The 6324-nt window shown below is 74.7% G+C and carries 5 protein-coding genes; 4 read left to right on the top strand and 1 reads right to left on the bottom strand.

All coding sequences use genetic code 11. The annotated features are described in order from the left end of the window. Positions 1-478 precede the first annotated feature (478 nt). The 4 genes from ABD353_RS17095 (at position 479) to def (ending at position 5228) form a co-directional block, all read left to right on the top strand. Entirely contained in the window at positions 479-1954 is a 1476-nt protein-coding gene (locus ABD353_RS17095; protein ID WP_425555177.1) for an HD-GYP domain-containing protein, read from the top strand. Beyond that, the gene (locus ABD353_RS17090) at positions 1951-3381 is read left to right on the top strand and encodes an HD-GYP domain-containing protein (protein WP_344624461.1); all 1431 of its coding nucleotides are present in this window, start codon (positions 1951-1953) and stop codon (positions 3379-3381) included. The genes ABD353_RS17095 and ABD353_RS17090 overlap by 4 nt, the downstream gene beginning before the upstream one ends. A gap of 163 nt (positions 3382-3544) precedes the next feature. Continuing rightward, positions 3545-4534: a hypothetical protein gene (locus ABD353_RS17085; RefSeq protein WP_030267884.1), complete on the top strand. Its 990-nt coding sequence runs from the start codon at positions 3545-3547 to the stop codon at positions 4532-4534. A 70-nt stretch (positions 4535-4604) separates the two neighbouring features. Next, positions 4605-5228, top strand: coding sequence for a peptide deformylase (gene def, locus ABD353_RS17080; RefSeq protein WP_344624460.1), 624 nt, complete (start codon positions 4605-4607; stop codon positions 5226-5228). Positions 5229-5314: 86 nt separating this feature from the next. Here the strand turns inward: def and ABD353_RS17075 are convergent, their stop codons facing one another. Further along, positions 5315-6310, bottom strand: coding sequence for a ribonucleotide-diphosphate reductase subunit beta (locus ABD353_RS17075; protein WP_344624467.1), 996 nt, complete (start codon positions 6308-6310; stop codon positions 5315-5317). Positions 6311-6324: the final 14 nt, after the last annotated feature.

The raw sequence follows: 6324 nt of genomic DNA, 5'->3' as shown, positions 1-6324 counted from the left end.
GGCGGCCCCGCCCCGGCGGCGGTGCCGGCCGGGCGGGGGGGAGTGGAGCTGGGCACGTTCCATCGGGGACCTCTCCGGGGCATGGGGGGACCGCCGCCCGGGAGGTTCGGGCGGCGCCGGGCACAAGGACGGTCGGCATCCGCGCACGATGCCGTGGGGCAACTGCGGCCGCGGTGGCGGCCGCCCCCTTCCGGACGGGGTCAATCCCCAAAATGGACTGGACCACTGGCCGGGTCAAGAGTCCTGGGCGAGGCTTGGGCCTCTCTTAAGGAAGCCTTCGGGAAGCGCTCTCAGGGCCGCGCCCCGGGTGATCCGGGCTCAAGTCATCCCCACCATTGGATCGTTTCACTCGTTCGGGTGAGCTGACCCGGTGTCGGCAGCGTCATTGCGCGATCGTGCGCCCCGCCCCGCGAACCGGGGCCTATTCTCCTCACTGGCCCGCGGACCGGACGGGCCGGGCACGGCGGGGGAGGCTGACATCGCCAGCGAATGCGAGGGGGACGCCCTCACCGGCACCGCGGCCCGGTACGCCGCCGCCGTACTGGCCGGCGCCCTCTGCTGCCTGATCCCGCTCGCCGTCCCCGTCCACGGCCCGCTCGGCGGCCCGGTCGACTGGCCCCGCCTCGGCCTGCTCGCCTTCCTGCACACCTGCGCCGAGTCGCTCGCCCTCGGCCTGCCCACCCCGTGCGCCCGGCTCGGCCGCCGGCTGCTGCGCCGCCCGCCCCGCGAGGCCCGCGAGGCCGCCCGGACGCTGCCCGGCCGCGGCTTCTTCCCGGTGCTCTTCGCCGGTGTCCTGCTGCTGCCGCCCGCCGCCGCCGCACTGGTCGCCGTCCCCGGCGCGCTCACCGCCCACGTCCCGGCCCCCCGCCGGCTCCGCCGGCTGTGGAACGCCGCCCAGCTGGCCGTCGCCGCCTTCGCCGCCGCCGCCGTCTACCGCCTGCTCGGCGGACCGCACCTGCTGCTCGGCGCGCACTTCCCGACCGCCGCCCTCGGCGCACTGGCCGCCGTCGCCGTGTTCTGCCTGGTCAACGCCGCCCTGGTCGGGGTGATGCGGCAGCTCTGCGCGGCCCGCCGGGCCCGCGGCGCCCACCCCGCCGACCTCGCCCGCGCCACCGGCGCCGTCGTGCTGCCCGCCCTCGTCCAGGGCGCCGGCGGACTGATGGTCGCCGTCCTGTGGCAGGGCCCGTACGGCGCTTTCGCCGCCGTCCTCGCCCTGCTGCCGCTGTCCATCTCCGCCTGGATGTTCGCCCAGGGCCACCGCGAGGCCACCACCCACCGGGCCACCGTCCGCGCCCTCGTCCAGGCCGTGGAGATCAAGGACGCCTACACCCGCGGCCACAGCGAACGGGTCGGCCGCGCCGCCGTCCTGATGGCCCGCCAGCTCGGCATGGCCGAGGACCGGATCCGCACCCTGCACTTCGCCGGCACCCTGCACGACGTCGGCAAGCTCGGCGTCGCCACCGAACTGCTCCGCCGCAACGGCCCGCTCACCGAGGCCGAACGCCGCGCCGTCGAGGTGCACCCCGTCTTCGGCCACGAACTCGTCCGTGACCTCGCCTTCCTCGGCGAGGCCCGCGAGGGCATCCTGCACCACCACGAACGGCTCGACGGCCGCGGCTACCCGGCCGGGCTGGCCGGCGAGCGCATCCCCGAGTTCGCCCGGATCATCTCCGTCGCCGACGCCTTCGACTCGATGACCTCCACCCGCTCCTACCGGCGCGGCCGCCCGGTCGCCGAGGCCGTCGTCGAACTCCAGCGCTGCGCCGGCAGCCAGTTCGACCCGGTGATGGTCACCGCCCTGGTCGCCGCCGTCGACCGGCACGGCTGGCAGCCCGAACCGCCGCCGCCCGGCGGCTGGGACGGCGAGGTGCCCGACATCCCGCTCGGCGTCCCCGAGCCCGCCCGCCGGGTGCCCGGGCCCGGCGGCCGGATCAGCGCGGGCGGCACCCCGTGAGAACCGGCCGGCGCGGCCTCCGGCTCCCGCCGTCCGCCGTCCACGCCGCCGCGGCGCTGCTGCTCGCCGCCGCGCTGCTGCACGTCGCCCTGCACGGACTCGCCCAGCCACGGGTGGCGCTCGCCTTCGGCGCGGCCGTCGCGGTCGGCGAGTGGACGCGGATCACCCTGCCCGGCGACCGCGAGCAGGCCCCGCTCGGCAGCGCCGCGGCGCTCGCCTACGCCCTGCTCGGACCGCTCCACGCGACCCCCACCGACCACGGAACGCTGCAGGTCGTCGCGGTCACCGGGCTCGGCACCCTCGCCGGGCAGCTGCCGCTCGCCCTGCCCGCCGTCCGCGCCCGCCGCCGCACCGACCCGGGCCGCACCGACCCGGGCCGCACCGACCCGGGCCGCACCGCCGCCACCGGCGGCAGGGGCGGTAGGGGCGGCAGGGGCCGGGCCGACGGCACGGGCTCCGGCGCGCTCCGTGGGGACACCGTGCGGGCCGACACCGCCGCCCGCAGGCTGCTCACCACGGCCTTCGCCGCCGTGCTCTTCCAGCCGGTCTACGGCAGCGGGCTGCTCGACCGCGCCCCGCTCTCAGGACCGGTCTACGGGGCCCTGCTGACCGGCGTGGCCGCGCTGACCGCGCTCTGCGACACCGTGCTGGCCGCCGTCCTGCACCGCGCCCGGGCCGGCCTGCGGTTCGGCGCCGCACTGGAGGACGAACTGCGCTCGCTGCTCGGCATCGGCTCGGCGATCGTCGCCACCGGCATGCTGGTGAGCCTGCTGGCCGGCGAGGTCGGCCTGTGGGCGCTGCCGCTCTTCTGCACCCCGCTGCTGCTCGCCCAGGCGTCCTTCCGGCGGGCCGCCGAGATCCGCGCCACCACCGGCCAGACCATCGAGGCGCTCGCCCGGGCCACCGAGACCGCCGGCTACACCCCACCGGGGCATGCACGCCGGGTCGCCGACACGGCGTGCGCGCTGGGGCGCGAGCTCGGGCTCGGGACCAGGGACCTCGCCCTACTGGAGTACGCCGCGCTGATGCACGACATCGGCCAGCTCTCCCTCGTCGAACCCGTCCCCGGCGGTGCCACCGCCCTGCTGCCTGCCGCCGAACAGCAGCGGATCGCCCGCCTCGGCAGCGAGGTCATCCGGCGCACCGGCGTCCCGCGGCGGGTCGGCGAACAGGTCGCCCGGCTCGCCGATCCCTGCCGGCTGCCGGACGGCGCCGCCGACCGCAGCCTGCCGCTGGCGGCGCGGATCATCCGGGTCGCCAACGCCCACGACGACCTGCGGACGGAGGCCCGTGCCCGGGGCCTCTCCGCGGCCACCGCGGGCCTCGCCGCCCTGGAACGCCTGCGGCTGGAACGCGGCGGCGCCTACGACCCCGCCGTGGTCGACGCATTGGCCAGAGTGGGCACCGCGGGCCGCGAACCGGCCTGAACCGCCGCGCAGGGAGCGCGGGCCGCCGCAGGCGTGGTTGGATGCGGTCGTAGCGTGGAACACCGGATGCGGGGCCACCCGGCACACCGGATCGTTCCCGTTGCAGCAGCCGGCCTCGGAGCAGGTGCTGAGAACTGGCGGACGACAACGGCAGGGACGGAACGTGAGGATCTTCCACCGCGCACGGCACCGGCCGTCGGCCACCTGGCGGCAGACGACCGACCGTGCCTTCACGCTCATCGGCGACGGCCGCTACGAGGACGCCGGCGCGCTGCTCGTCATGGCCGCCGACCTGGAGCCGTGGCTCTCCGACTCCTGGTTCAACCTCGCCCTGCTGCACAAGTTCCGCCGCGACTGGGAGCAGGCCCGCACCGCCGGGCTGCGCGCCGTCGCCCTGCTGGACCGCGAGACCGGCGCCCCCGACTGGTGGAACCTCGGCATCACCGCCACCGCCCTGCAGGACTGGCCGCTCGCCCGCCGGGCCTGGCAGGCGTACGGACTGAGACTCCCCGGCGGGCCCGGCACCGCCGCGGACGGGCCCGTCGACCTGGACCTCGGCACCACCCCGGTGCGGCTCTCCCCGGACGGCGAGTCCGAGGTGGTCTGGGGCCGCCGGCTCGACCCGGCCCGGATCGAGGTGCTGTCCATCCCGCTGCCGTCCTCCGGCCGCCGCTGGGGCGAGGTCGTGCTGCACGACGGCGCCCCGCACGGCGAGCGGGTCGCGGACGGCGTCGCCTACCCCGTCTTCGACGAGATCGAGCTGTGGGCGCCCTCGCCGGTGCCGACCTTCGTCGTGCTGCTGCAGGCCGCCACCGCGGGCGACCGGGACGCCTTGGAGCGGCTGGTCGCCGACGCCGGGTACGCCGCCGAGGACTGGACGAGCTCGGTGCGGCTGCTGTGCCGGGCCTGCTCGGAGAGCCGGATGGCGATCGACGACGGCCACACCGCGCACCACGACCCGCACGACGACGGCGACCCCACCCACCCCGGTCACCTCAGCCACCTCAGCCAGGGCAGCGCCGGCACCTCCTGGCTCGCCGAGCGCGAGTGCGGGATCGCCGCGCCGGCCTCGCTGGTGCGCACCCTGCTGGACCGCTGGGTGGCCGCCTCCCCCGCCACCCGGGCGTACCGGGACCTCGAAGAGGTTTGCTGAGGAACGGGTCCGCCCGGCGCCGTACCCTTGAGCGGTACACCTGGACGGAACCACGGAGCGGAAACCAGCGATGGCCGACGAGCACGAGCACGACCACCCCGAGCAGGACGAGACGGCGGAGCAGCAGGTCGTCGGCGAGCTGCCCGACGTCTCGAAGGGCACCGCCCGCCCGATCACGGTGTTCGGCAACCCGGTGCTGCACCGCGAGGTCGCCACGGTGACCGCGTTCGACGGTGAACTCGCCGCGCTCATCGACGACATGTTCGTCTCGATGTACGCGGCTGACGGGGTCGGCCTGGCCGCGAACCAGATCGGCGTCGACCTCAAGGTCTTCGTCTACGACTGCCCGGACGACGAGGGCGTGCGCCACGTCGGCCACGTCGTCAACCCGGTGCTGGAGGAGCTGCCGGCCGGCCGCCGCGCGCTGGACGACTCGCCGGAGGGCTGCCTCTCCGTGCCGACCGCGTACATGGAGCTGGCCCGCCCCGACTTCGCCGCGGTGACCGGCCAGGACAAGGACGGCAACCCCGTCCGGGTCGAGGGCACCGGCTTCTTCGCCCGCTGCCTGCAGCACGAGACCGACCACTTGTACGGCTACCTGTACATCGACCGGCTCTCCAAGCGGGACCGCAAGGACGCCCTGCGCCAGATGTCCGAGGGCACCCCCAAGTACGCGACCGTGCCCAACGACTGACGGTACGGCGGAACACGCGGCGAAGGGCCGCCCCCGGATCCCGGGTGCGGCCCTTCGGCATGCTGCGCCCCAGAGGGCGGCGCGGCCTAGAAGTCGTCGTCGAAGGAGACCGAGCCCTCGACGGCGACCTGGTAGGCGGAGACCCGGCGCTCGAAGAAGTTGGTCAGCTCCTGGACGTTCTGCAGCTCCATGAACCCGAAGGGGTTGGTGGAGCCGTAGCGGATCGGCAGGCCGAGACGGGCCAGGCGCTGGTCGGCGACGGCCTCCAGGTACTGGCGCATCGACTCGGTGTTCATGCCGGGCAGGCCCTCGCCGCAGAGGTCCTGGGCGAACTGGAGCTCGGCCTCGACGGCCTCCTCCAGCATCTCGGTGACCTGCTTGGCCATCTGCTCGTCGAAGAGGTCCGGCTCCTCCTCGCGGACGGTGTCCACGACGGAGAACGCGAAGTCCATGTGCATGGACTCGTCGCGGAACACCCAGTTGGTGCCGGTGGCCAGGCCGTGCAGCAGGCCGCGGCTGCGGAACCAGTACACGTACGCGAAGGCGCCGTAGAAGAACAGGCCCTCGACGCAGGCCGCGAAGCAGATCAGGTTCAGGAGGAACGCGCGGCGGTCCTCCTTGGTCTGCAGCGAGTCGATGTGGTCGACCGCGTTCATGTACTTGAAGCAGAACTGCGCCTTCTGGTGGATGGAGGGGATGTTCTCCACCGCCGCGAAGGCCGCCGCGCGGTCGTCCGGGTCGGGCAGGTAGGTGTCGAGCAGCGTCAGGTAGAACTGGACGTGCACGGCCTCCTCGAACAGCTGCCGGGACAGGTAGAGCCGGGCCTCGGGGGAGTTGATGTGCTTGTAGAGGCTCAGCACCACGTTGTTGGCGACGATCGAGTCACCGGTCGCGAAGAAGGCGACCAGCCGGCCGATCATGTGCCGCTCGCCCTCGCTCAGCTTGGCGAGGTCGGCGACGTCGGAGTGCAGGTCCACCTCCTCCACCGTCCAGGTGTTCTTGATGGCGTCGCGGTACCGGTCGTAGAACGACGGGTAGCGCATCGGGCGCAGCGTCAGCTCGAAGCCCGGGTCGAGCAGCATCTTCTGGCGGTCTT

This window comes from Kitasatospora arboriphila, from assembly GCF_039528095.1.
In the GTDB taxonomy this organism is placed as follows: Bacteria; Actinomycetota; Actinomycetes; order Streptomycetales; family Streptomycetaceae; genus Kitasatospora; species Kitasatospora arboriphila.
The sequence above is the reverse complement of the archived record's forward strand: the minus strand, read 5'-3'. Positions and strand labels throughout refer to the sequence as shown.